Origin of the sequence: Streptomyces sp. NPDC047043 (genome assembly GCF_040644055.1) — a bacterium.
Taxonomy (GTDB): domain Bacteria; phylum Actinomycetota; class Actinomycetes; order Streptomycetales; family Streptomycetaceae; genus Streptomyces.
In genome coordinates, this window is record NZ_JBEYVO010000022.1 from 1 (window position 1) to 24,267 (window position 24,267).

22 protein-coding genes are annotated in these 24,267 nt (G+C 70.2%); 12 read left to right on the forward strand and 10 right to left on the reverse strand.

The window, feature by feature from the left end:
* Positions 1-112 precede the first annotated feature (112 nt).
* Positions 113-1,390, reverse strand: a complete 1,278-nt coding sequence (locus ABZ880_RS31270) for an extracellular solute-binding protein (protein WP_361269506.1) — start codon at positions 1,388-1,390, stop codon at positions 113-115.
* Between the two features lie 46 nt (positions 1,391-1,436).
* Positions 1,437-2,489 carry a carbohydrate kinase family protein gene (locus tag ABZ880_RS31275; RefSeq protein WP_361269509.1) on the reverse strand — a complete coding sequence of 351 codons (1,053 nt, stop codon included), beginning with the start codon at positions 2,487-2,489 and terminating at the stop codon, positions 1,437-1,439.
* Between the two features lie 128 nt (positions 2,490-2,617).
* Between ABZ880_RS31275 and ABZ880_RS31280 the strand changes: the two genes are divergently transcribed.
* The 4 genes from ABZ880_RS31280 (at position 2,618) to ABZ880_RS31295 (ending at position 9,090) form a co-directional block, all read left to right on the forward strand.
* The gene (locus ABZ880_RS31280) at positions 2,618-3,382 is read left to right on the forward strand and encodes a DeoR/GlpR family DNA-binding transcription regulator (protein ID WP_361270007.1); all 765 of its coding nucleotides are present in this window, start codon (positions 2,618-2,620) and stop codon (positions 3,380-3,382) included.
* Positions 3,379-4,716 carry a 6-phospho-beta-glucosidase gene (locus tag ABZ880_RS31285; RefSeq protein ID WP_361269512.1) on the forward strand — a complete coding sequence of 446 codons (1,338 nt, stop codon included), beginning with the start codon at positions 3,379-3,381 and terminating at the stop codon, positions 4,714-4,716. Before ABZ880_RS31280 ends, ABZ880_RS31285 begins: the two co-directional genes overlap by 4 nt.
* 75 nt (positions 4,717-4,791) lie before the next feature.
* Entirely contained in the window at positions 4,792-7,836 is a 3,045-nt protein-coding gene (locus ABZ880_RS31290) for a glycoside hydrolase family 38 C-terminal domain-containing protein (RefSeq protein WP_361269515.1), read from the forward strand.
* 3 nt (positions 7,837-7,839) lie between these two features.
* Complete coding sequence (locus ABZ880_RS31295; protein ID WP_361269518.1) at positions 7,840-9,090, forward strand: alpha-L-fucosidase; 1,251 nt, start codon at positions 7,840-7,842, stop codon at positions 9,088-9,090.
* A gap of 7 nt (positions 9,091-9,097) precedes the next feature.
* Here the strand turns inward: ABZ880_RS31295 and ABZ880_RS31300 are convergent, their stop codons facing one another.
* From ABZ880_RS31300 to ABZ880_RS31310, 3 genes are all read right to left on the reverse strand, one after another.
* A complete protein-coding gene (locus ABZ880_RS31300; RefSeq protein WP_361269521.1) occupies positions 9,098-9,832 on the reverse strand; it encodes a hypothetical protein in 735 nt (244 codons plus the stop codon).
* A gap of 142 nt (positions 9,833-9,974) precedes the next feature.
* A complete protein-coding gene (locus ABZ880_RS31305) occupies positions 9,975-11,660 on the reverse strand; it encodes a carbohydrate binding domain-containing protein (protein WP_361269524.1) in 1,686 nt (561 codons plus the stop codon).
* Between the two features lie 125 nt (positions 11,661-11,785).
* A complete protein-coding gene (locus ABZ880_RS31310; protein WP_361269527.1) occupies positions 11,786-12,931 on the reverse strand; it encodes an ATP-grasp domain-containing protein in 1,146 nt (381 codons plus the stop codon).
* A gap of 304 nt (positions 12,932-13,235) precedes the next feature.
* On the opposite strand from ABZ880_RS31310, the gene ABZ880_RS31315 reads away from it, so the two are divergent.
* Together ABZ880_RS31315 and ABZ880_RS31320 are read left to right on the forward strand one after the other, a co-directional pair.
* Positions 13,236-14,096, forward strand: a complete 861-nt coding sequence (locus tag ABZ880_RS31315; protein ID WP_361269529.1) for a metallophosphoesterase — start codon at positions 13,236-13,238, stop codon at positions 14,094-14,096.
* Positions 14,093-14,806 carry a 4'-phosphopantetheinyl transferase superfamily protein gene (locus ABZ880_RS31320; RefSeq protein WP_361269531.1) on the forward strand — a complete coding sequence of 238 codons (714 nt, stop codon included), beginning with the start codon at positions 14,093-14,095 and terminating at the stop codon, positions 14,804-14,806. The genes ABZ880_RS31315 and ABZ880_RS31320 overlap by 4 nt, the downstream gene beginning before the upstream one ends.
* A 73-nt stretch (positions 14,807-14,879) precedes the next feature.
* Here the strand turns inward: ABZ880_RS31320 and ABZ880_RS31325 are convergent, their stop codons facing one another.
* Positions 14,880-15,107 (reverse strand): hypothetical protein, encoded by a 228-nt coding sequence (locus ABZ880_RS31325; RefSeq protein ID WP_361269534.1) that lies wholly within the window; start codon positions 15,105-15,107, stop codon positions 14,880-14,882.
* Positions 15,108-15,330: 223 nt separating this feature from the next.
* On the opposite strand from ABZ880_RS31325, the gene ABZ880_RS31330 reads away from it, so the two are divergent.
* Positions 15,331-16,374: an alpha/beta hydrolase gene (locus ABZ880_RS31330; protein WP_361269538.1), complete on the forward strand. Its 1,044-nt coding sequence runs from the start codon at positions 15,331-15,333 to the stop codon at positions 16,372-16,374.
* A gap of 85 nt (positions 16,375-16,459) precedes the next feature.
* Here ABZ880_RS31330 and ABZ880_RS31335 read toward each other — a convergent pair whose 3' ends face one another.
* Complete coding sequence (locus ABZ880_RS31335) at positions 16,460-16,990, reverse strand: toxin-antitoxin system, toxin component (RefSeq protein ID WP_361270009.1); 531 nt, start codon at positions 16,988-16,990, stop codon at positions 16,460-16,462.
* Positions 16,991-17,022: 32 nt separating this feature from the next.
* A complete protein-coding gene (locus ABZ880_RS31340; protein WP_361269540.1) occupies positions 17,023-17,676 on the reverse strand; it encodes a helix-turn-helix transcriptional regulator in 654 nt (217 codons plus the stop codon).
* A 223-nt stretch (positions 17,677-17,899) separates the two neighbouring features.
* On the opposite strand from ABZ880_RS31340, the gene ABZ880_RS31345 reads away from it, so the two are divergent.
* A complete protein-coding gene (locus ABZ880_RS31345) occupies positions 17,900-18,550 on the forward strand; it encodes a hypothetical protein (RefSeq protein ID WP_361269543.1) in 651 nt (216 codons plus the stop codon).
* Between the two features lie 18 nt (positions 18,551-18,568).
* Here ABZ880_RS31345 and ABZ880_RS31350 read toward each other — a convergent pair whose 3' ends face one another.
* Together ABZ880_RS31350 and ABZ880_RS31355 are read right to left on the reverse strand one after the other, a co-directional pair.
* The gene (locus ABZ880_RS31350) at positions 18,569-19,330 is read right to left on the reverse strand and encodes a cache domain-containing protein (protein ID WP_361269546.1); all 762 of its coding nucleotides are present in this window, start codon (positions 19,328-19,330) and stop codon (positions 18,569-18,571) included.
* A 53-nt stretch (positions 19,331-19,383) separates the two neighbouring features.
* On the reverse strand, positions 19,384-20,124 hold the full coding sequence (locus tag ABZ880_RS31355) for a GntR family transcriptional regulator (protein WP_361269549.1): 741 nt from the start codon (positions 20,122-20,124) through the stop codon (positions 19,384-19,386).
* A 121-nt stretch (positions 20,125-20,245) separates the two neighbouring features.
* Here ABZ880_RS31355 and ABZ880_RS31360 point away from each other — a divergent pair, with 121 nt between their 5' ends.
* The 4 genes from ABZ880_RS31360 to ABZ880_RS31375 are packed head-to-tail and all read left to right on the forward strand — an operon-like array spanning position 20,246 to position 24,252.
* Positions 20,246-21,283, forward strand: coding sequence for an ABC transporter ATP-binding protein (locus ABZ880_RS31360; RefSeq protein WP_361269552.1), 1,038 nt, complete (start codon positions 20,246-20,248; stop codon positions 21,281-21,283).
* A gap of 25 nt (positions 21,284-21,308) precedes the next feature.
* Positions 21,309-22,511, forward strand: a complete 1,203-nt coding sequence (locus ABZ880_RS31365; RefSeq protein ID WP_361269554.1) for an ABC transporter substrate-binding protein — start codon at positions 21,309-21,311, stop codon at positions 22,509-22,511.
* A gap of 7 nt (positions 22,512-22,518) precedes the next feature.
* On the forward strand, positions 22,519-23,418 hold the full coding sequence (locus ABZ880_RS31370; protein ID WP_361269557.1) for an ABC transporter permease: 900 nt from the start codon (positions 22,519-22,521) through the stop codon (positions 23,416-23,418).
* Between the two features lie 18 nt (positions 23,419-23,436).
* Positions 23,437-24,252, forward strand: a complete 816-nt coding sequence (locus ABZ880_RS31375; RefSeq protein WP_361269559.1) for an ABC transporter permease — start codon at positions 23,437-23,439, stop codon at positions 24,250-24,252.
* The last annotated feature ends 15 nt before the right edge of the window (positions 24,253-24,267 follow it).

Here is a 24,267-nt window from a genome sequence, read left to right on the forward strand (position 1 = left end):
GGGCCCCCCGGCGCCCGGGGGGGGGGGCCCCCGCGCACGAACCCGGCCGGGGCCCCCCCCGCCACGGTGCTCGGGCACCGTGGCGGGGCCGGTGACCGGAGGTGACGACACCTCAGTTCACCCCCTGTCGCCTGGCGATCTGCTTGGCCTGGCTGACCGCGTCCTTCCAGGCGTCATCGGGCTTCTTGCCCTTGGCCTCGATGTTGGTCAGCTCCGTCTTGTAGGGAGCCATGACAGCGGCGTCGGCCGGGGCCTCGTAGGCGACCGGGACGGCCTTGGCGGCCGGCCCGAAGACCTCGATGATCTTCTGGCCGCCGAAGAAGGCGTCCGGGCCCGTCATGGCCGGCATGGCGTAGGCGGCCGGGGCGGCCGGGAAGATGGCGGCGTCGGTGAAACCGCGGGCGTCGTTGGCGGGGCTGAGTATCCAGCTGATGATCTTGAAGGCCTCTTCCGGGTTCCGGCACTGCTTGGGCAGGGCCAGGTAGGAGCCGCCCTGGTTGGCGGGTCCGACGGGCATCGCGCACACCCGCCACTTGCCCTTGGTCTGCGGGGCCGCCTGCTCGATGTCCAGCGCGTGCCAGGCCGCGCCGAGCTCGGTGAGCAGGTTCTTGCCGACGGCGGCGTTCCAGGTGTTGTCGTTGATCTTGGCGTCCAGGCCCAGGGTGTAGGGGCGCACCGACGTGGTCCAGGCGGCGCGGATGTGGTCCTGGTCGCCGATGAAGTGGTTGTTCTTGTCGATGAACCGCTGGGTGCCCTGGCCGACGGTCATGTCGAACATGGAGCTGATGTTGTTGACCAGGTAGGTGCCGGGGTTCTTCTTCTGCAGCTCGGTGCCGAGCGCGAAGTAGTCCTCCCAGGTCTTGACCAGGGCGGCGACCTTGTCGGGGTCGGTGTCCACCCCGGCCTTGTCGAAGAGGTCCTCGCGGTAGAAGAGCGCGGTGGGACCGATGTCGATGGGGAAGCCGATCTGCTTGCCGTCCTCGGTCTGGGCGAGCTTGGTCTTCCAGTCCAGGTACTGGGACGAGATCTTCTTGAAGCCCAGGTCGTTCAGGTCGAGGAAGCGGCTTGCGTTGGGCAGGAAGGACGCCATGTCCTCGCCCTTGATGCCGGTGATGTCGGGCACGGAGGTGCCGGCCGCCAGGGTGGTGGTGAGCTTCTGCTTGAAGTCGCCGCCGATGGAGGCGCTGGTCAGCTTGACCTGGCTGCTGAAGTGGGTCTTGGCCTCGGCGACCACCTTGTCGCTGAGCGCGCCACCCCAGTACCACAGGGTGAGGTTCTTGCCGTTCTTGGTGCCGCCCGATCCCGAGCTGCCGCCGCATGCGACGGTCAGGCCGGACGCGGCCGCGGTGAGCGCGGCGGCCTGGAGGAAGCCTCTACGAGAAAGGTCCACGGGTCACTCCTGTTGTTCCTGTTCGAGGTGCTGAGGGGCTTGAGGGTCAGTGCAGCCGTTCGGTGGCGCGTGGGCCGACGAGCGTGTGAGGGGCGGGCGGGGTCACCGGCGCGTACCGCACCGGCGGGCCGACGTTCGCCGGTAGGCGGTCCGCGAGGAAGCCGTACGCGCGCTTGAGGTCGGGGTCGGTCAGGGAGCGCCACCAGCGGTCGACGCCGTACCAGCCGGGGGCGGCGAGCGCCCCGCCGTGGTGCCGGACGGACAGGCCCGCGGCGAGGACGGCGAACCGCAGCCGTTCCTCCAGCGGCCAGCCGCCGAGCGAGGCCGTGACGAAGCTCGCGCCGAAGACGTCCCCGGCGCCCGTCGCGTCCAGCACGTCGACGTCGAGGGCCGGGACCTCCGCGTACTCGCCCGTCGCCTGGTCGACGGCGACCGCGCCGTCGCCGCCGCGCGTGACCACGGCCACCGGCACCAGCTCGGAGAGCGTGCCGAGGGCCGCGACCGCGCTGTCGGTGCGGGTGTAGGCCATCGCCTCGGTCTCGTTCGGGAGGAAGGCGTGGCAGAGCTTCAGCTGGTCGAGGAGGTCCGTCGACCACTCCTGGGTGGGGTCCCAGCCGACGTCGGCGTAGATGTGGGTGCCGTTCGCGGCGGCCTTGGCGAGCCACTCGCGGGGTTCGGCCTCGATGTGCACGAGGGCCGTGCGCGCCTCGGGCGGGTCGCCCATCAGCGCGTCCTGCGAGTACGGGGGCTCCTGGCCGTGGGTGACGAGGGCGCGGTCAAAACCGTGGGCGAGGGAGACGGTGACGGGGGTGGGCCAGCCGTCGGCGGTGGGGGAGAGCGAGAGGTCGACGCCTTCCTGGTCGTCGAGGACGTCACGGCAGTACTCGCCGTAGAAGTCGTCGCCGAAGACCGTGGCCAGCGAGGTGCGCAGACCGAACCGGGACGCGGCCACCGCGAGGTTCGCGATGCCGCCGGGGCCGCAGCCCATGCCGCCCGTCCAGATCTCCTCGCCCGGCGTCGGGGGCTTCCCGAGCCCGGTGAGGACGAGGTCGTAGAAGAGCAGCCCGGTCAGGAGCACGTCGGGCCTGTCGTCGTCCACGCGCACCGCCTCTCGTCAAAACTCGTCATTTTCGATGACGGGAATCGTGCGCTGATCCACGAGATTGGTCAATACCCGAGCAGAAGTGAGCATGGAAATGATTGAAGATGACGAGTAGTGTGCAGCGCGTGCTGGCAGAACGACGACACCAACTCATCCTGCGGGCCCTGCGCTCCGGCGGTCCCGCGGCAGTGACCGACCTCTCAGAGCAGCTGGGTGTGAGCCCCGCCACGATCAGGCGCGACCTGGTCAAGCTCGAGGAGGACGGGCTGCTCACGCGTGTGCACGGCGGCGCCGTAGTGGAGGAGGGCGACCAGCCCTTCGCCGAGGTCGCCGAGGTGCGCGTGTCCGAGAAGGACGCGATAGCCGAGCGTGCCGCGGCGATGGTCAGGGACGGTCAGTCGGTGCTGCTCGACATCGGCACCACCGCCTTCCGGCTGGCCCGCCAGCTGCACGGCCGCCGGCTCACGGTGATCACCAGCAACCTGGTGGTCTACGAGGAGCTCGCCGACGACGAGGGCATCGAGCTGGTGCTGCTCGGCGGCATGGTCCGCCGCGAGTACCGCTCCCTGGTCGGCTTCCTCACCGAGGACAATCTGCGTCAGCTGCACGCCGACTGGCTCTTCCTCGGCACCAGTGGAGTGCGCCCCGGTGGGCAGGTGATGGACACGACGGTCGTCGAGGTGCCGGTCAAGCGGGCCATGATCAAAGCGAGCGACAAGGTCGTCCTCCTCGCCGACCAGGCGAAGTTCCCGGGCACGGGCATGGCGAAGGTCTGCGGTCCGGAGAACCTGGACGTGGTGGTGACGAACGCCCCGGTCGATCCGGCGACCCGCTCCTCCCTGGAGGAGGCGGGCGTCGAGGTGGTCGTGGCAGGAAAGGTGCAGGCGTGAAGCTGACGATTCTGGGCGGCGGCGGGTTCCGGGTGCCGCTCGTGTACGGGGCACTGCTGGGCGACAGAGGCGAGGGCCGGGTCACCGAGGTCGTCCTGCACGACCTGGACGCGGGCCGGCTGTCCGCGGTGACCCGAGTCCTCGCCGAGCAGGCCGCCCAGGTCGCCGACGCCCCCGAGGTGACCGCGACGACCGACCTCGACGAGGCGCTGCGCGGCGCCGACTTCGTCTTCTCCGCGATCCGCGTCGGCGGCCTGGAGGGCAGGGCGAACGACGAGCGGGTGGCCCTGGCCGAGGGTGTCCTCGGCCAGGAGACGGTCGGCGCGGGCGGCATCGCCTACGGCCTGCGCACGGTCCCGGTCGCCGTCGACATCGCCCGGCGGGTGGCCCGCCTCGCGCCCGACGCCTGGGTCATCAACTTCACCAACCCGGCGGGCCTGGTCACCGAGGCCATGTCCCGCCACCTCGGCGACCGCGTCATCGGCATCTGCGACTCGCCGGTCGGCCTCGGCCGCCGTATCGCCCGGGTGCTCGGCGGGAACCCGAAGGAGGCGTGGATCGACTACGTCGGCCTCAACCACCTCGGCTGGGTCCGCGGGCTGCACATCGCAGGCCGCGACGAGCTCCCGCGGCTGCTCGCCGACCCCGACCTGCTCGGCTCCTTCGAGGAGGGCAAGCTCTTCGGCGTCGACTGGCTGCAGTCCCTCGGCGCGATCCCGAACGAGTACCTGCACTACTACTACTTCAACCGCGAGGCCGTCCGCGCCTACCAGCAGGCCGAGAAGACCCGCGGCGCCTTCCTGCGCGACCAGCAGGCCCATTTCTACGAGGAGATGCGCAACCCCGACGCCCGGGCACTCGACGCCTGGGACCGCACCCGCGCCGAGCGCGAGGCGACGTACATGGCCGAGAACCGCGAGAGTGCCGGCGCAGGCGAACGCGACGCCGACGACCTCTCCGGCGGCTACGAGAAGGTCGCCCTCGCCCTGATGCGGGCCATCGCCCGCGACGAGCGCACCACCCTGATCCTCAACGTCCGCAACCGCAGCACGCTGTCCGTACTGGACACCGAGGCCGTCATCGAGGTCCCGTGCCTGGTCGACGCCAACGGTGCGCACCCGGTCGCCGTCGCCCCGCTGCCCGACCACGCCACCGGCCTGGTCTGCGCGGTCAAGGCGGTCGAGCGCGAGGTGCTGGCCGCCGCCGAGTCCGGCTCCCGTACGACGGCGGTGAAGGCGTTCGCGCTGCATCCGCTGGTGGATTCCGTGAACGTGGCCCGACGGCTGGTCGACGGGTACACGGACGTGCATCCCGGGCTGTCGTACCTTAAGTAGACGCTCGCCGGAAAGCGCTTACCGCCTCTTCGGCCTCCTGCCCCTCTTCGGCTTCCTGGTTTCTGGAGACTTCCCATGCACGACGAACGCCGCCGGATCGAGGAGCGCGCCGAGCGCCTCCACACCCAGCGCATCAAGCCCGCGATCTACGCGGCCACCGTCCCCCTGGCGGTCGAGGCCTGGCAGGCGCCGGGCGAGCCGGTCTCCTTCGAGGAGGCCGCGGCAGCCCCGTACAAGCCCTTCGCGATGGACACCCCGTGGGGTCCGCCCTGGGGCACGACCTGGTTCCGGATGCGCGGGCAGGTGCCCGCCGAGTGGGCCGGCAAGCGCGTCGAGGCGGTCATCGACCTCGGCTTCGTGGGCGACTGGCCGGGCAACCAGGCCGAGGCACTGGTCCACCTCACCGACGGGACGCCGCTGAAGGCGGTCAACCCGCTCAACCAGTACGTGGCCATCGCCAACCCGGCGACCGGCGGCGAGCAGATCGACTACCTGGTCGAGGCGGCCTCCAACCCGGACATCCTGGCCGACAACTTTTCCGAGCCCACGCTCCTCGGCGACGTCCTGACGGCCGGCGACAAGCCGCTGTACACCTTCCGGCGCGCCGACCTCGCCGTCCTGGACGAGGAGGTCTTCCACCTCGACCTGGACCTCCAGGTGCTGCGCGAGCTCATGGTCCACCTCGCCGAGCACGAGCCGCGCCGCCACGAGATCCTGCACGCCCTGGACCGGGCCATGGACGCCCTGGACCTGGACGACGTCTCCGGCAGCGCCGCCGCCGTCCGCGAGGTGCTCGCGCCCGTCCTGGCCAAGCCCGCGCACGCGAGTGCCCACGTCGTCTCCGGCGTGGGCCACGCGCACATCGACTCCGCCTGGCTGTGGCCCATCCGCGAGACCAAGCGCAAGACCTCCCGCACGTTCTCCAACGTCACCTCGCTCGCCGACGAGTACGACGACTTCATCTTCGCCTGCTCGCAGGCCCAGCAGTACGAGTGGGTGCGCGACAACTACCCCAAGGTCTGGGCGCGCATCCAGGAGTCCGTGAAGAAGGGCCAGTGGGCGCCGGTCGGCGGCATGTGGGTCGAGTCCGACGGCAACCTGCCCGGCGGCGAGGCCATCGCCCGCCAGCTCGTCCACGGCAAGCGGTTCTTCATCGAGCACTTCGGCATCGAGACCAAGGGAGTCTGGCTGCCGGACTCCTTCGGCTACAACGCCGCCTACCCGCAGCTCGCCAAGCTGGCAGGCAACGAGTGGTTCCTCACCCAGAAGATCTCCTGGAACCAGACCAACAAGTTCCCCCACCACACCTTCTGGTGGGAGGGCATCGACGGCACCCGCATCTTCACCCACTTCCCGCCGGTCGACACCTACAACGCCCGCTTCAGCGGCGAGGAGATGGACCGCGCGGTCCGCAACTACGCCGAGAAGGGCGCCGGTACGCGCTCCCTCGCCCCCTTCGGCTGGGGCGACGGCGGCGGCGGCCCCACCCGCGAGATCATGGAACGCGCCCGCAGGCTCGCCGACCTGGAGGGTTCGCCCAAGGTCGTCGTCGAGCATCCCGACGAGTTCTTCGCCAAGGCCCGCGCGGAGTACGAGGACGCCCCGGTCTGGAACGGCGAGCTCTACCTCGAGCTGCACCGCGCCACCTACACCTCCCAGGCCCGCACCAAGCAGGGCAACCGGCGCTCCGAACACCGCCTGCGCGAGGCCGAGTTGTGGGCGACGACGGCCGCACTGCACGCGCCGGGCTACTCCTACCCGTACGAGAAGCTGGACCGGCTGTGGAAGACGGTCCTCCTCCACCAGTTCCACGACATCCTGCCGGGGTCTTCGATCGCCTGGGTGCACCGGGAGGCCGAGGCCGAATACGCCAGGGTGGCGGTCGAGTTGGAGGAGCTGACGGCCGAGGCGGTCGCCGCGCTGGGCGGTGGAGCCACCCGTGTCTTCAACACCAGCCCGTTCGACCGGGCCGAGGTCGTCCGTACGGCCGAGGGCGCCCCGGCGTATGTCGAGGTGCCGGCGAGCGGCAGCGCCGTGGTGGGCGCCGGGACGGTGCCGGACCCCGTCACGGTGAGCGGCCGGGTGCTCGACAACGGCCTGGTGCGGGTCGAGGTCGCGGAGGACGGCACCCTGGCCTCCGTACGCGACCTGCGCGCCGGCGGCCGTGAAGTCCTCGCCGAGAAGGGCAACCTGCTGCGTCTGCACACCGACCTCCCGAACTACTGGGACGCCTGGGACATCGACAAGCACTACAAGAACCGCTACACGGACCTGCTGGAGGCCGAGTCGGTCACGGTCGTCGAGGAGGACCCGCTGCTCGGCGCGATCCGCGTCTCGCGGTCCTTCGGCAAGGGCTCGAAACTCACCCAGACGATCACCCTCCGCGCCGGCAGCCCCCGTATCGACTTCGAGACCGACATCGACTGGCACGAGGCCGAGAAGATCCTCAAGGCGGGCTTCCCGGTGGACATCCGCGCCCCGCACTCCTCCGCGGAGATCCAGTTCGGCCACATCCAGCGGCCCACGCACACCAACACCAGCTGGGAGGCGGCCCGTTTCGAGGTCTCCGGCCACCGCTGGGTGCACATCGCCGAGCCCGGCTACGGCGTCGCGGTCATCAACGACTCGACCTACGGCCACGACGTCTCCCGCACGGTCCGCGAGCACGGTGGTACGACGACCCGGGTCAGCCTCAGCCTGGTCCGCGCCCCGCGGATCCCGGACCCCGAGGCCGACCAGGGCAGGCACCGCTTCACCTACTCCCTCCTGCCCGGCGCGAGCATCGACGACGCGATCGCGGAGGGTTACGCCCTCAACCTCCCGCTGCGGCTGGCGGATTCGGCGGGCGTGCCGGAGCCGGTCGTCTCGGTCGACGGCGAGGGCGTGACGGTCGAGGCGGTCAAACTCGCGGACGACGCCTCCGGCGATGTCGTCGTACGGCTCTACGAGTCCCGCGGTGGACGTGCCACAGGCGTGCTGCGCACGGGATTCCCGCTCGCGGGCGCCCAGGTGACCGACCTGCTGGAGCGTCCGCTGGAGGACGCGGAGATCGCCGACGGCGGTGTCCCCGTCGCGCTGCGTCCCTTCCAGATCCTCACGCTCCGCCTGCGGAGGGCCTGACCCGTGGCCATGCAACCCTGGTTCACCGACGCCAAGTTGGGGATCTTCATCCACTGGGGCATCTACGCCGTGGACGGCGTCCAGGAGTCCTGGTCGTTCTACGACGACATCGTGCCGCACGACCAGTACATGTCCCAGCTGGAGCGCTTCACCGGCGCCAAGTACGACCCGAAGGCGTGGGCCGACCTGTTCGCCCGCGCGGGCGCCAAGTACGCGGTCCTCACGAGCCGTCACCATGACGGCGTGGCCCTGTGGGACACGCAGTACGGCGACCTCAACCTCGGCAAGGACTATCTCGGCCCGTACGCCGAGGCCCTGCGCGAGAAGGACCTCAAGGTCGGCTTCTACTACTCCCACTCCGACTGGAACCACCCCGACTACGCGTCCACCCGCAAGCCTGGCCGCCCGCCGGAGCAGGAGGACAACCGCTACTCCGAGGTCGCGGCCGAGGACGAGGACCTGGCGGCCTGGGAGCGGTTCATCGCCTACCGGGACGGCCAGATCCGGGAGTTGGCCTCGCGCTACCGGCCCGACCTGATGTGGTTCGACGGCGAGTGGGACCGCAGCGAGGAGCAGTGGCGCATCCCGGAGCTGGCCGCGCTGATCAGGTCGTACGTCCCCGACGTCGTCTTCAACGCGCGCATGCTCGGCGAGGGCGACTACGCGACGCCGGAACAGGGCGCGCCGATCGTGCCGCCGGAGGGCCCCTGGGAGCTGTGCCTGACGATCAACGACTCGTGGGGCTACCAGCACCAGGACCACAACCACAAGTCGCTGTCCCAGCTGGTCCGTTACTTCACGGAGACGATCGGCGCAGGCGGCAACCTGCTCCTCGACGTCGGACCCATGGAGGACGGCACGATCCCGCAGCCGCAGGTCGAGCGGCTGGAGGGGCTGGGGGAGTGGATCCGGGGGCACGCGGAGGCGGTGTACGGAACGGTGCGCGGCCTCCCGGCCGGGCACCACTACGGGCCCAGCACCCTCTCCGCCGACCGCCGGACCCTCTACCTCACCCTGTTCGACATCCCGCGCGCCGAGATCGGCGTCCGGGGTCTGGCGACGGGGGTCCGCAAGGTCAGGGTGGTGGGCACCGGCACCGAGCTGGGCCACCGGGTGGTCGGCGGGCTGCACGACGCGGTGGGCGTGCTGTGGATCGACCCGCCGGCGGAGGCGGACTTGGACCCGTACGCCACGGTGCTGGCCGTGGAGCTGGAGGGGGAACTGGAGCTGTACCGGGGGGCGGGTCGCTTCTGACGACTGCTCACATATAGCCGTCCCGGCTCTGGTTGCGCTGCCGACGGGCTTCCCTTCGGGTTCGTACGAACTCGGTGAGGGGAGCCCGTAGCGCGTAGATGGCGATCAGCGCGGTCGCGATGCCGCTCGCCGTGATGAGCCAGTCGTTCATCGAGTCGATGCGGTGCGACCATGTGTTCTGCACGCTCAGACGGATCTTGATCGGGGGATGCAAGGTGTCCAGGGCACGGTCCGACTCGCCCTGGTACGTCGTGACGGTGAGCGCGAGGTCGTAGTCGCCCGGCTCGTCGGCGGAGACGCTCCACTGCCACTCCGCGTCCTCGCCGGGCTGGGCGATGGCCTGTTTGGACCCGTCGCCCAGCAGTACGATCCGCACCTGCCTGCTCCCGGAGGCCAGCGTGGCGCCCTCGTCTCCGCCCACCCGGAACGTCCGGGTCACCAGGGCGGCCTGCGCCGCCTTGCCCGACGACTTCTCTCCCCGCGCGGTGAGCCGTACGTCGTAGGTCAGGCTCTCGTCGACGTTCACGGAGACGGCGGGGTCGTACGCGAGGGATCCGTCGAAGAGGTGCTTGCGGTCGTTGACGATCGAGGCCTGTAAGTCCGCCTGCCCGGGCCGCTGTTCCACGTCCTCGGGCCCCTTGTTCGCGCTGTCGGGCACGCCGCAGGAGGCGAGGAGAGCGAGGAGGCCGAGAGCGAGGAGGAACGACAGACACCGGCCGGCAGTGATGCTCCTGCTCCTCACCCCTGCGCCGCCTCGGCCATGAGCCGCCCCCGGATCCCGTGCCGTCGAACCGCGGGAAGGCCCCCGCGGCGGGTCGGTTCAAGATTCTTCCCGCCGCGGGGGCCCGGGCGCCAGCCCTTCTTCCAGCCTCCTCAATGGCTCCTCAGCCGGTGAAGCCCGCCGTGATCGAGCTGAACTGCCAGTTGTTCTGGCTGATTCCGGAGCAGTTGCTCACCACGCCGCCGCCCGGGCACGGCCGGTCGCGGTTGACCGACCAGAAGGCGAGACGGGCGATGTGGTGGCTGTTGGACCAGTCCTTGATCTGGGTCCAGATCGCCGGGGTGGTGTTCTCCTGCTGGTCGGACAGGCCGTTCATGCCGGAGATGCCGATGTGGGAGTACGCGGTGGCGTCGTCCCAGCCGAACGTCGACTTCAGCTTGGCCTTGAGCCCCTCGGCCGCGTTGACGGTGTTGCCGTACATGTCCGAGCCGCCGCCGAAGTCGAACGGCATGATCGTGAAGACGTCGATGTTGGCGCCGAGCGACTGGGCCTGCTCGATGAGCCGGTTGCCGTAGTAGGTCGGGCCGGTGGTGGACGTGCCGAACGTGACGATGGTCTTGAGGCCGGGGTTGTTGGCCTTGACCGTCTTCAGGGCGGTGAGGATCTTGGCCTGCACGGCCTCGTTCTCGAACTCGTCCGTGTTCTCGATGTCCATGTCGATCGCCCTGAGCGAGTATGCGTCGATCACCTTCTGCAGGGCTCCGGCGAGCGCGCTCGCGGACGAGCAGTTGGCGCCGAGCTTGCTGCCCTGCCAGCCGCCGAACGACGGCACGATGTCACCGCCGGCGGAACGGATCTGGTTGATGGCGGTCTGGTCGACACCGCCGGTCAGCGCCCGGCTGCCGTCCCAGGCAGGCGTGCAGCCACCGGAGTCGAGCACGAACGCCATCGTGAACCACTTGATGCCGGTCGCGCTCATCACCGTGCTCGGGCTCGGTGGATCGCCCCAGCCCTCGTACAGATACGGCGCGGCCTGCTTGAAGCCGGTCCCGCCACCGCTGCCCGCGTCGGTCGTGACGGACACGGAGTTGGAGGCGCCGGAGGTGTTGCCGGCGGCGTCCCGCGCCTTGACCGTGAAGGTGTAACTCGTGCTCGGCGAAAGCCCGCTGACCGTGGCCGAAGTACCCGACACGGTAAGGACGTTGTTGGAGCCGCTGTAGATGTCGTAGGCCGTGACACCCACGTTGTCCGTCGAGGCGTTCCACTTCAGCGACACGCTCGACGACGTCTTGCCCGTGGAGGCCAGTCCGGTCGGCGCGGTCGGCGCCTGGGTGTCCGAACCGCCACCGCCGCCGGGCCCGTCGAGGCTGATGTCGTCGGCGTAGTAGGTCCCCTGGGCGTACCAGCCGTGGACGTAGATCGTGGCGCTGGTCTGCGAGGCACCGGTGGTGAAGGAGACCGACAGCTGGCTGTACGCCGACGGGGAGGTCGTCCAGGTCGAAGCACCGCCGCTCACGCCGAGGTAGACGTAGGAGCCGCGCACCCAACCGGTGAGGTTGTAGGTGGTGTTGGGCTGCACGGAGACGGTCTGCGTGCACTGGGCGTTGTCGCTGTCCGTCACCGCCCCCTGCAGGGCCCTGAAGCCGCCGTGCACGGGGGAGGAGACGACCGAACCGAGGTTCCCGGTGCAGGACCAGGGCGACAGACTGCCCGACTCGAAGCCGGGATTGGTCAGGACGTTGGCCGCTTGGGCCGTACCCGGAAGGGCGATGGCTCCGGCGAGCGCGAGGGCGGCGGAGCCGAGCAGTGCGAGGAGCCGACGTCTGGAACGTCTGAATGTGTTGCGCACGCGATCTCCCTGAAGGAATGGGGGTGTTCGGGAGTGCAGAGAGGTGCGCAACCAAGTTGGTATGGACCAATCAGGGTGTCAAGGTGCTGCGCCATGATTGGTCCAGACCGGTATGAACTTGTGGTCTAGGCCGGTGTGATGGCCCGGTTCGCCGTCTCCGCGGCGCCGACCTCGGTGGTCTCCGCCGTCTGCGCGGGTACGGCCGGCAGCAGCGGCTCCGCCTCCTCGACCCGCTGCTGCGGCAGCGAAATCGCCCGCAGCGGCCGTGGGCCGGAAACCACCGTGTAGTCCTGCCCGAGGAACGGCGGCGTCATCTCGCCCGGGTCCTCGCCGAGTGCCAACTGCACAGCCGCCCAAGGGGCGTTGACCCCGCACAGGGACAGCTGGTGCAGCCCGCCCGCGGGCCGGGTGTTGACGTCCATCAGGACCGGCCGGTCACCGAACATGCGGAACTGGATGTTGGACAGGTAGTGCAGCCCGAACCCCTCCGCGATCTGCCGCGCCGGCTCCAGCCACTGCTCGTGCAGCGTGAACCCGCGCCGACGGCCGTTCTTGGTACGGCCGATGGCCAGCCGCACCCGGTTGTCGGGGCCGGTGAGGCAGTCCACCGACACCTCCGGCTGCTCGAGCCGCGGCATCACGATCCAGTCGACCGGCTCGTCGGACTGCTTCAGCGCCTCCACGACCAGATCGAGCGGCACGTACGGGCTAGGGAACCCGGTGAGGTGAACCATCGAGAAGGGGGCGCGCGTGATCACACGGAAGCCCACCCCACCCGCACCGGACGCCGGCTTGAAGCACGCCTTGTGCCCGGCCGCCTCCAACTCCTCCACGGCGGCGACGAGTTCATCGGCGCTGCGCACCCGCCACCACGACGGCACCGGCACGCCGATCGCCTGCACGGCCTCGTAGGCGATCACCTTGTCCTCGAAGACGGCCACGGCCTCCGGCGGCGGCGCCAGCAGCGCCGTACCGATCGCCTCGAAGTCCGCACGGTGCGCCACGATCGCCGACTGGTGCAGCCGGGGCACGAACACGTCGATGCCGCGGCGCCCGCACTGGGCGAGGGCGTACTCGACGTACCCGGCCGGGGACAGGCCCTCCGGCTCCAGTTCGGCGGTGTCGGCGGCGGCCAGTACGGGGGAGTCGGCGTCCCCGTGCGTCGCATGGATCTCGACCGCCCGATCGCTGGGATTTCGCCGCAGCTGATCCATGAAGAACACGTTCTCCGCGTACGTGCGGTTGAGCCAGACGCGTACGCGAGAGACCATGCAGGGCCGTCCTTTCACGGTTCGCGGGCACGGCGGAGCAGCCCGTGCCCGGGCAGGGGAGTTGGAGGGTCACCAAACCGCCCCTGTGTGAAGGGAGTTCGTCTTCGTGGCGGTGGTGTTGGGGCGATCATACGGCTTCCGAGGGGCCGCGCGTGCAACGTACGTGTTACGGATTTTCCGGTCCGCCGGGCACCTGGCCCGACCTGGGCGGGGTCGCCTTGTCCCGGAGCCGTGAAATGTGTTGTCGTGGACCCGTCCGTGAGCGCGCAGGGCCGACGGACCGGGCGGACGGAGGGGGCGAGAGGTGACGTCGACGGCCGGTGGGACCGGACAGCTGCTGGCCATCAGCGATCTGCACATCGGGTACCCCGAGAACCGCGCCCTGGTCGAGCGCATGCGCCCCGAGACGGACGACGACTGGCTGCTCGTCGCCGGCGACGTCTCGGAGACCGTCTCCGACATCCACTGGGCCCTGAAGACCCTCGCGAGCCGCTTCCGCAAAGTGATCTGGGCGCCCGGCAACCACGAACTGTGGACCCACCCGAACGACCCCGTCACCCTCCGTGGCGTCGCCCGCTACGAGCACCTCGTCACCCTGTGCCGCGAACTCGGCGTGACGACACCCGAGGACCCCTACCCGCTCTGGGCGGGCCCCGACGGCCCCGTGGCCGTCGCACCGCTCTTCCTCCTCTACGACTACTCGTTCCTGCCGGAGGGCTGCACCACCAAGGCCGAGGGGCTGGAGTACGCGCACGGCACCGGCATCGTCTGCAACGACGAGCTCCTGCTGCACCCCGACCCCTACCCGTCCCGCGAGGCCTGGTGCCGGGCCCGGGTCGCCGACACCGAGCGCAGGCTCGCCGCCCTGCCCGACGACCTGCCCACCGTCCTCGTCAACCACTACCCACTGGACCGGCACCCGACCGAGGTCCTGTGGCACCCCGAGTTCGCCATGTGGTGCGGCACCGAGCTGACCGCCGACTGGCACCGCCGCTTCCGCGTCGAGACCATGGTCTATGGCCACCTCCACATCCCGCGGACCACCTGGCACGAGGGCGTCCGCTTCGAGGAGGTGTCCGTCGGGTATCCCCGCGAGTGGCGGAAGCGGCCGCAGCCGCCGGGGCGTCTGCGCCGTGTGCTGCCGAAGGAGGTCGGGGTCGGGTGATCGAGGAGCTGCTGCCGGACGAGGTGGTGGCCGTGGAGGTGCACGGCGACGACGGGAGCGAGCCCGCGCCGCTGTACCCCGAGGAGGCGGCCGTCGTCGCCCAGGCCGTCGACAAGCGCCGCCGCGAGTTCGCCCTCGTCCGCGCCTGCGCTCGGCGCGCCATGGACAAGCTCGGCGTCCCGCCGCAGCCCCTGCTGCCCGGCGAGCGCGGCGCACCGACCTGGCCGGCCGGCCTGGCCGGCAGCATGACCCACTGCGACGGCTACTGCGCCGCCGCCCTGGTCCGCGCCACCGACCTCGCCTCCCTCGGCATCGACGCCGAACCCCATCTGCCGCTCCCGGAGGGCGTCCTGGACGCCGTGTCCCTGCCCGCCGAGGCCGCCAGGCTGAGCCGCCTGGCGGCGGACCACCCGGCGGTCGCCTGGGACCGGCTGCTGTTCAGCGCCAAGGAGTCCGTCTACAAGGCGTGGTTCCCCCTCACCGGCCGGTGGCTGGAGTTCACCGAAGCCGACATCGAGGTCTCCGTCGCCCCCGGCGAACGGCTGCACGGCACCTTCCGCGCCGAACTCCTCGTCCCCGGTCCGCTGGTGGGCGGCCGGCGCCTCGGTCACTTCGAGGGCCGCTGGACCGTCCAACGCGGCCTGGTGGCTTCGGCGGTGACGGTGCCGCACGAACCTCTTGCGGCTTCGTTCGCCTCCGGGGGCGCCTGAGTCGGTGTCGAGAGCCCGATCGTGCTCAGCGCTTCGCGCCTCCGCGCGTTCGGGCTCTCGCCGGAGGTGATGGTCATGGCTCCGGGCACCACATCTGCAGCAGTCGGAAGAACTCCTCCTCGTTGCCGGTCAGGCCCGCGGCCGCCAGGGCCTGTTCCGCCTCGGCGAGTACGGAGGGCGGCACGACCGGTGGTCGCGCGGTGCCGGGCGGGCCGTCGAAGGCGGCTCGTACGGTGTGCAGCAGCCGCAGGTAGGCCTGTACCGCGGTGCGCTCGCGATCGGTCATTACTGCAGTGGGCATCGGTCGGCTCTCCCCGTCTCGGCATCGTTGCGTCACGCCCTCACAAAGGGGCGCAACTCCAGCTTGCCGCCCGCCACTGACAATCGGCTGTGACCACGGGTGGCGTCGCCCGCTTAGCGGAGGCGAAACGTCCACGAAATCCCTTGTGGGAAAGCAGTCCTACGCTGGAAGGGAAGGGCTTTCGGCCGCTTCAGCGGCGGCCATGGAGCGGGGAGGCAAGTGCGTGGTCGACGTCCCGCACCGCCGTCCCGGGCGCGCCGTACGGCTGCGTCCGGTGGGCGACGGTGAACTCGAGTTGCAGTACCGCCTGGTGCACGGCTACCGGCGCGCCTTCCGCATGGCCGGCGAGGGCCCGGCGCTGGTGCTCATCCACGGTATCGGGGACTCCTCGGCGACCTGGGCCGAGCTGATCCCCGACCTCGCCCGCACCCACACCGTGATCGCCCCCGACCTGCTCGGCCACGGCGCCTCCGACAAGCCGCGCGCCGACTACTCGGTGGCGGCGTACGCGAACGGCGTGCGGGACCTGCTCACCACGCTCGGCATCGAGTCCGCGACGCTGGTCGGGCACTCGCTGGGCGGCGGCGTGGCCATGCAGTTCGCCTACCAGTTCCCCGAGCGCACGGAACGGCTCATCCTGGTCAGCGCCGGCGGCGTCGGCCGCGAGGTCAACCCCGTGCTGCGTCTGGTCTCGCTCCCCGGCGCCCACCTGATGCTGTCCAGCCTCCGGCTGCCCGGCATGCGGCTCCAAGTGAGCCTGGCGATCCACCTGATGAAGATGCTGGACACCGACCTCGGCCTGGACGCCCCCGACCTGATCAACCTCGTCGACGCGCTGCCCGACGAGACCTCCCGCAACGCCTTCATCCGCACGTTGCGCGCGGTCGTCGACTGGCGTGGCCAGGTCGTCACCATGCTCGACCGGTGCTATCTCACCGAGGGCATGCCGACCATGCTGCTGTGGGGCGACCGGGACAGCGTGGTGCCCGTACGGCACGCCTACGGTGCGCACGAGGCGATGCCGGGCAGCAGGCTGGAGATCTTCGAGCAGGCCGGCCACTTCCCGTTCCACACCGACCCCGCGCGATTCGTCTCCCTGGTCGAGGAGTTCACGTCGACCACGGCCCCGGCCGACTGGAGTCGCGAACACTGGCGGGAACTCCTGGTCGAGGGCCGTCCCGGCACCAGCGCGGGACGGCCGGACACGGCTCGTAATCGGGCGGTGGAGCGGGATCTGCGGGAGGCCAGTGAACGCAGTGCAACGTGACATGGCACTGTGGAACCGGTGCAGTGGTATGTCACATGCCACTGCCACTGCCACTGCCACTGCCACTGCCGCAGCCGCCCCGCCCTCAGCCCTGCGGCCCCAAATACCCCAACGAAGCCTCGATCCGCCCCGCCAGATGATCCCTCTGCACCGGCCCCCGCAACCCCGACCCCGCCAGCCACGTACGGCACCTGCTCGCCAGCAGCAGGCCGAACGTCTCGGCCTCCTGCTCCTCGGCGAGGTCGAAGCGGCTGCGGGCGGCCACTCTGCGGACGGTGGCTGCCAGGTCCGCGTCGTCGCTCAGCAGGCGCGCCGCGACCTTGGCGCCCTCGACGTGGTGACCGCAGTGCCCGGCCTTCATGTGCCACAGCTCGTGGCCGAGGATCACCAACTGGTGGTCGGGCGCGGTCCGTTCCTCGATCACGACGAGGTCCTGGTCGGCCATGTCGAGCCACAGCCCGCTCGCGGTGCCGCTCGGGAAGGCCGCCGTACGGAAGTGGACGGGCCGGCCGCGGCGTCTGCTCATCGCGTCGCACAGGGCGCCGTAGAGGTCATCGGGCCGTGCCGGTGCGGGGAGTGCCAGCTCCGCGATCAGCTCGCCGCACAGGCGGCGCATTTCCTTACCGATGCCCACAGTTCTCCCCAGGCTCACGACTCGGGCCGCTTGACGCTCTCCAGGAGCATGTCCAGCCACTCCGCGACCTTGTCGCGGTGCTGGTCGGTGGGCAGCTGGGCGGCCCGCCAGGCGATCCCGCGGACGCCGTGGTCCTGCAGCAGCCGCTCCAGCGGGTCGTCGTCGGTCGCGGCGGCCTCCCGTTCGGCAAGCCTTTGCAGGAGCTCCTGCTCCACGCCCTGCAGGGCGCCCGTGAGGGCCTCGGGGTCCTCGGCCGTGAGGAATCCGGCGTGCACGCGGAAGAAGCGCTGGATGGCGTCGCAGTGCTCCATGGTGGGGCGCCGGTCGCCGTTGATGAGCGCTCCGGCCTGCTGGCGGGACATGCCCGCGCCGTCGGCGATCTCCTGCTGGGTGTACTTGCGCCCGTTGGGCTTGAGCCGGGTGCGCCGCAGCAGCTGCAGCCGCTGCAGGAACCGTGCCTGGACATCGGGCTCGCCCGCGGGGCGGCCGCCCAGCAGGGCCTTGACCACGGGCTCGGGGACGCCGGAGGCGGCGGACAGACGGCCGGTGTCGAAGACCTCCGCGTGCGGCACGCCGAGCCGGTCGGCGAGCGCGGTGACGCGAGCGACGACGGCGGGCAGCGCCGCGGTCGTCCCCGTGGTGCCCGGACTCTCGAAGCCATCCGTCACCGACAGATCTCCCACGTTTCTCACAGGCTCTTCACAAGCGGTTGCCGTGAACTCGACGGAGATTACCGGGTAGTTCGAACTCACATCCAGGTGTCGCCACAACTGTGGCCAATTTCAGCCGTCAACAGGCACGAAATGCCACGATAGTTGACACGACTCGCGTCCGGGCCGCAGGATCAAGGCGCCGCGTGAAGGCCGCATAGGCAAGAGGGGTGACCTCCCGATGGCGTATCAGGCAGGAGGGCAGCGGTCGGCACCGCGGCCCGTCCCCGAGAGTCTCGAGGCCCAGGCGTATCTACAGGACTACGCGGCCCTTCTGGAGGCGGTTCCCTTCCCCTCCGTCGTCCTGGACCACCGTTGGGACGTCGTTCTCTCCAACAACGCTTTCGCGTCACTTTTCCGCGAGGTGGGCCCGCATCCGACGGCCATGCCGGGCGACAACTTCCTGAGATTCGTGCTGTTCCACCCGGACGCGGCCACGGTCCTGGGCGAGCACGAGTCGAGCTGGTGTCTGCCCGTGCTGGCGCACTTCGCGGCCGCAGTGGAGCGCTACGGCCACGACCACGGACTGCAGGCCATCCGCCGGGACATCGCCCAGGACCCGATCATGGAGGCCGCCTACCGGCAGGGCCTGCCGCACTGGATCCGCGCGGTCGGCGAGCAGGCCGTGCAGCACGACGGCGCCGTACGCCCCCTGCTGCACCCCGATCCGCGCTGGGGCGCCACCGACTGCCGGGTCGTGGACGAGACCCCGAGGACCCTGCGGGACATGGGGTACACGCGGATGACGCTGGTCCTGCGCGACCGGCCCCGAGCTCGCCGGACACGGCATGCGGCAGCACACCTGAAGGTGGTTCCGGCCCCCGGGAACTGACCCGCACCGGCATCGGCGTCAACGCGCGGAGACCACCAGCACGAGCGGGATGTCCCGGCACGGGACCAGCCGCAGCCCGCGGTACCGGGAGGGCCGCCCCCGCTCCAGTACGGCTGCGAAGTCCGGCCCCTTGGTGAGGGATCCGGCGAGATGGGCCGGGTCCGCGGAGGCGGTCACCCGCCCGCGGGCGTTCACCAGATGGGCCGGTCCGGGCAGCCGGCGCAGCATCGGCATCACGGCCGCCTCGAAGTGCCGTAGATACACGTCCGCAGCGGCCACCCCGGCGAACCGTCCCGCCATCTCGACCGGCGCGGACAGCGTGAGGCTGTACTCGTCGGAGCACAGGTAGTCGACGTACGGCCCGGCCACCGCGCGCTTGCCGGTGTCGCGGGGGAGGGCGAACCAGTCCCAGTGCGTGTAGTCCGCGTACGCCGACTGCTCGGGGTCGAGGTCGAGCAGCAGCGGCCGTACGCCGCCGTCGGAGCCGCTCTGCCACCACTCCAGCCAGGCCGGTACGTCGGTGAGCAGTCCCGGTGCGGCGACGAAGCCGACGCCGGAGACCAACTCGTGGCGGGCGAGGCGCAGATGGAGCCCGGGGCGCAGTGCGGCGAGGTCCACGGTCGCGGGGCGGCGGCCCTCGGCGGCCACCCGGGCCAGCAGGTCCGCCGTGTCGGCGCGGGTGGCGGCGACGGCGTCGAAGACGCTCTCGAGGGCGGAGCGGACCCCGGCTGCGACCGACTCCTCCGGTGCCGTGCCGACTGCTGCCGTCGCGAGGCTCATGGCTGCCCTCCAGCGGACGGGGACCGGGCGCGGCGCGAGCGTGGACTCCGTGGCTAGAGGGTCAGGCGCAGGGCGATGAGCCGCGCCGTGGAGTCCTGGACGCACCGCTCGGCCAGTTCCCTGGCCGTTTCGTGGGCCCCATCCTGCACGGCCGAGATTACGGAGTGGTGACGGTCTGCCACCTCTTCACGATATTCGTCGTCCCCGAGCACAAGACACAGCAGTGCCCCGATCTCGGTCTGCAGCGCGACCTGTTCGCGGGTGAGGCGGGCCGACTGCGCGGCGGCGGCCAGCTCCACATGGAAACGGCCGTAGACGCGACTGCGTGCCGCCGCGTCCTCCGCGTGCGTCAACTCCTCGGCCGTACGGCGGAGTTGTACGAGGTCGTCCGGTTCCGTGCGCTCGGCGGCGAGGCGCGCTGCCGTACCGGACAAAGCGGCCCAGTGGTCGCCGAGGTCGCGTAGCTCCTCGGTGCTCCAGCCGCGCAGGCGCACCCTGAGACGGTCCTCGCCGGGAACCTCGGGGAGGGACACGAAGGAGCCGCCGCCGCGGCCGCGGCGGGTGGTGACCAGGCCCTGCTGGCGAAGGGCCATGAGCGCCTCGCGCAGGGTCACGGTGGACACCCCGAGCTGCCCGGCCAGCTCGCTCTCGCCGGGCAGCTGCTCCCCGTCGGCGAGCAGCCCGAGCTCGATGGCGTCGCCGATCCGGCGGACGACCGCGTCGACGCGCGCCCGGTTGTCCACCGGGGTGAAGACGGCTCTGCGGGCGCCGCCGTTCATCTGCTGCTGCTTCACGGCCACCACCTTGTGCGTTGACTCAAGCTTTACCCTAAGGGGGCCTTGAGCTTTGAACTATGACTTCATATCTTTCCGTGCAACGTAGCAACGTACGAGAACGCCAGAAAGGTTCCCGTCCATGGAGGGAATTGCGATCCGGCTGCAGGATCTGCGGAAGTCGTTCGGGGAGACGACCGCCGTGGCCGGGATCGACCTGGAGATCCGGGACGGCGAGTTCTTCTCGATGCTCGGTCCCTCCGGCTCCGGCAAGACCACGGTCCTGCGCATGATCGCCGGGTTCGAGATCCCCACCGCGGGCCGGATCGAACTGGCCGGCCAGGAGGTCACCGGCCTCGCCCCCTTCGAGCGGGACGTGCACACCGTCTTCCAGGACTACGCCCTGTTCCCGCACATGACCGTCGAGCAGAACGTCGCCTACGCCCTCAAGATCCGCAAGGTGCCCAAGGCCGAACGCCTGGTCCGCGCCCGCAAGGCCCTCGCCGAGGTCCGCCTCGAAGGTTTCGGCAAGCGGCGCCCCGCCCAGCTCTCCGGCGGCCAGCGCCAGCGCGTCGCCCTCGCCCGCGCCCTGGTCGGCCGCCCCCGGGTGCTGCTGCTCGACGAACCGCTCGGCGCCCTCGACCTCAAGCTGCGCGAGCAGATGCAGGTCGAGCTCAAGGCCCTGCAGCGCGAGGTCGGCATCACCTTCGTCTTCGTCACCCACGACCAGGAGGAGGCCCTGACGATGAGCGACCGCATCGCCGTCTTCGACCAGGGCCGCATCCAGCAGGTCGGCACCCCCGCCGAGATCTACGAACGCCCCGCGACCCCGTTCGTGGCGTCCTTCGTCGGCACCTCCAACCTGCTCGAGGGCGAGTCCGCCCAGCGCGTCGTCGGCAGCCCCGGCATCTACAGCATCCGGCCCGAGAAGATCCGCGTCCTGAAGGAGTCCGCGGAGGCCGACCAGCCCGACCACGCCACCGCCACCGGCACCGTCGCCGAGGTCGTCTACCTCGGCGACGCCACCCGCTTCCTGGTGGACCTCGACGCCGGCGGCCGCCTCACCGCACTCCAGCAGAACCTGGAGACCTCCGCCGAGGACGTCGCCGCCTACCGCGGCACCCGGGTGCGACTGCTATGGCACCGCCGCCACACCGTCCAGGTCCCCGACACCCGCTGAAGCCCCTTCCCGTAGGGAGAACGTCGTGCGCCCCACCCGAATGCTCCAGGTCGCGGCCTCCGCAGCCGCCCTGCTCCTCGCCACCACCGCCTGCGGATCCTCCGACAACGGCGACGGCTCCTCGGCCACCGGCCTCAACCCCCCTGATCTCAAGGCGCAGTCGAAGCTCGGCAAGTCCGAGGGCAAGGTCAACCTGATCGCCTGGGCCGGCTATGTCGAGGACGGCTCCAACGACCCCAAGGTCGACTGGGTCAGCGACTTCGAGAAGCAGACCGGCTGTCAGGTCAACTCCAAGGTCGCGGCCAGCTCCGACGAGATGGTCAAACTGATGAAGACCGGCGAGTACGACGCCGTCTCCGCCTCCGGTGACGCGTCCCTGCGCCTCATCGCCTCCGGCGACGCGGCCCCCGTCAACACCAAGCTCGTACCGAACTACAAGGACATCTTCAGCGGCCTGAAGAACGGCAGTTGGAACTCCGTCAAGGGCCAGATGTACGGCATCCCGCACGGCCGCGGCGCCAACCTGCTGATGTACAACACGCAGAAGGTCACGCCCGCGCCCACCTCCTGGTCCGCGGTCTTCGACGACGCCTCGAAGTACAAGGGCCACGTCACCGCGTACGACTCCCCGATCTACATCGCCGACGCCGCGCTGTATCTCAAGGCCACCAAGCCCGAGTTGAAGATCAAGGACCCGTACGCGCTCGACCAGAAGCAGTTCGACGCCGCCGTCGCCCTGCTGAAGAAGCAGAACGCGGACATCGGCGAGTACTGGAGCGACTACCTCAAGGAGATCTCCGCCTTCAAGAGCGGCGACTCCGTCGTCGGTACGACCTGGCAGGTCATCGCCAACCTCACCGCCGACGAGGGCGCCAAGGTCAAGGCCTTCGTGCCCAAGGAGGGTTCGACCGGCTGGTCCGACACCTGGATGATCTCGGCCAAGGCCAAGCACCCCAACTGCGCCTACCAGTGGATGAACTGGATCGTCTCCCCGAAGGTCAACGCCCAGGTCGCCGAGTACTTCGGCGAGGCGCCCGCCAACTCCAAGGCCTGCGACCTGACCAGCGACAAGAACTTCTGCACCACCTACCACGCGGCCGACGAGAGCTACTGGAAGAACATCGCTTTCTGGAACACGCCCATCGAGCAGTGCCTCGACGGCCGCACCGACGTCAAGTGCGTGCCGTACGCCAAGTGGGTCCAGGCCTGGACCGAGATCAAGGGCTGAATAAGACATGACCGTCTCCGCGCAGGCCGCCGTACGGGACTCCGCAGGACCCGTACGGCGGCTCGCCGGGGCGCTGCACCGCCGCCCCCGGCTGAGACTGGCCCTGCTGCTGACCGCCCCGGTGCTGTGGCTGGCCGTGCTCTACCTCGGCTCGCTCGCCGTGCTGTTCGTCTCCGCGTTCTGGACGACCAACTCCTTCACCTCCGAGGTCGTGAAGGTCTGGTCGACCGACAACTTCCGCGAGCTGCTCACCACGCCGGTCTTCCGGCAGGTGATCCTGCGCAGCGTGGTCGTGGCGCTCGCGGTCACCGCCCTCTGCGTGGTGATCGCCTTCCCGGTCGCCTTCTACACCGCGCGCGTGGCGAAGCCGAAGTGGCGGCCGCTGCTGGTGGTCGCCATCCTCACTCCGCTGTGGGCGAGTTACCTCGTCAAGGTGTACGCCTGGCGGCTGATCCTGTCCGAGGGCGGGCTCGCCGACTGGATGCTGAAGCCGTTCGGGCTGAGCGGCCCGGGCTTCGGCCTCCCGGCCACCGTGCTGACCCTGACGTACCTCTGGCTCCCGTACATGATCCTGCCGATCCACACGGCGCTGGAGCAGCTGCCCGCCAACCTGCTCGATGCATCGGCCGACCTGGGCGCCAAGGGCTGGCGGACCTTCCGTTCCGTGGTACTGCCGATGGTGCTGCCGTCCGTCGCCGCCGGGTCGATCTTCACCTTCTCGCTCAGCCTCGGCGACTACATCACGGTGCAGATCGTCGGTGGCAAGACGCAGCTGATCGGCAATCTTGTCTACTCCAACATCGAACTCAATCTGCCGATGGCGGCTGCGCTGGGCACTGTGCCGGTTGTCGTCATCGTGGTGTATCTGCTGGCGATGCGGCGCACGGGCGCGCTGAGCAGCCTCTGAAAGGCGGTGCTGTATCACATGCCACTCTCCCGCTCCGCGCGCATCGCGCTGCGCATCGCCGCCGGACTCGGCTTCGCCGTGATCTACGTCCCGCTGCTGCTCGTCCTCGTCAACTCCCTCAACCCGGACCGCAGTGCGAGCTGGCCGCCGCCCGGTCTCACCGTGCACTGGTGGTCCGTGGCCTGGCAGAACGCCGGTGCGCGGGAGGCCCTTTGGGTCTCCGTCAAGGCGGGCCTCGGGGCCACCGCCATCGCCCTGGTCCTCGGCACGCTGATCGCCTTCGCCGTGGCCCGGCACCGGTTCTTCGGCCGGGACGCCATCTCCTTCGTGGTCGTGCTGCCGATCGCCCTGCCCGGCATCGTCACGGGCATCGCCCTCAACTCGGCCTTCGGGACCGTCCTTGCGCCGCTCGGCGTGGGCCTCGGCCTGTTCACCGTGGTCGTCGGGCATGCCACCTTCTGCATCGTCGTCGTCTTCAACAACGTCGTGGCCCGGCTGCGCCGCACCGCCGGCTCCTACGAGGAGGCGGCGATGGACCTCGGCGCCAACACCTTCCGCGCGTTCGCCGACGTCACCTTCCCGCTGGTGCGCTCGGCGCTGTTCGCGGGCGGACTGCTCGCCTTCGCGCTCTCCTTCGACGAGATCGTGGTGACGACGTTCACGGCGGGGCCGGGCATCGAGACGCTGCCGATCTGGATCTTCAACAACATGACCCGCCCGCAGCAGGCGCCGGTGGTGAACGTGGTGGCGGCCGTGCTCGTGCTGCTTTCCGTGATTCCGATCTACGTGGCTCAGCGGCTGTCGGCGGACACGGCTACGGGGAGTCGGGTGTGAGTCGGTGCGCGGGAG

Coding starts and splice junctions, on each gene's coding strand:
- ABZ880_RS31370 (WP_361269557.1), top strand. CDS start 22,519: ATGACCGTCTCCGCGCAGGCCGCCGTACGGGACTCCGCAGGACCCGTA.
- ABZ880_RS31345 (WP_361269543.1), top strand. CDS start 17,900: ATGGCGTATCAGGCAGGAGGGCAGCGGTCGGCACCGCGGCCCGTCCCC.
- ABZ880_RS31290 (WP_361269515.1), top strand. CDS start 4,792: ATGCACGACGAACGCCGCCGGATCGAGGAGCGCGCCGAGCGCCTCCAC.
- ABZ880_RS31350 (WP_361269546.1), bottom strand. CDS start 19,330: ATGAGCCTCGCGACGGCAGCAGTCGGCACGGCACCGGAGGAGTCGGTC.
- ABZ880_RS31335 (WP_361270009.1), bottom strand. CDS start 16,990: ATGCGCCGCCTGTGCGGCGAGCTGATCGCGGAGCTGGCACTCCCCGCA.
- ABZ880_RS31360 (WP_361269552.1), top strand. CDS start 20,246: ATGGAGGGAATTGCGATCCGGCTGCAGGATCTGCGGAAGTCGTTCGGG.
- ABZ880_RS31375 (WP_361269559.1), top strand. CDS start 23,437: ATGCCACTCTCCCGCTCCGCGCGCATCGCGCTGCGCATCGCCGCCGGA.
- ABZ880_RS31325 (WP_361269534.1), bottom strand. CDS start 15,107: ATGCCCACTGCAGTAATGACCGATCGCGAGCGCACCGCGGTACAGGCC.
- ABZ880_RS31310 (WP_361269527.1), bottom strand. CDS start 12,931: ATGGTCTCTCGCGTACGCGTCTGGCTCAACCGCACGTACGCGGAGAAC.